This window comes from Sphingomonas sp. LH128 (assembly GCF_000293195.2).
Lineage (GTDB): Bacteria > Pseudomonadota > Alphaproteobacteria > Sphingomonadales > Sphingomonadaceae > Novosphingobium > Novosphingobium resinovorum_A.
On record NZ_ALVC01000659.1, the window covers coordinates 1 to 244 of the forward strand.

Annotated in this window: 1 protein-coding gene; it reads left to right on the top strand. The window is 63.9% G+C overall.

The window, feature by feature from the left end; all coding sequences use genetic code 11:
* The coding region (locus tag LH128_RS31055; RefSeq protein WP_327195339.1) for a sigma factor-like helix-turn-helix DNA-binding protein at nt 1–244 on the top strand (244 nt) is incomplete at both ends.

Here is a 244-nt window from a genome sequence, read left to right on the forward strand (position 1 = left end):
GTGGGCGACGAGGAAGACAGCCACCTGGGCGATTTCATCAGGGACGAGAACGCGGTCATCCCGGTGGACGCCGCAATCCAGGCGAACCTCAAGGAAATGATTACGCGAACCCTGGCGTCCCTGACCCCGCGCGAGGAGCGCGTGCTGCGCATGCGCTTCGGTATCGGCATGAACACCGATCACACGCTCGAGGAAGTCGGTCAGCAGTTCTCGGTGACCCGCGAGCGCATCCGCCAGATCGAGG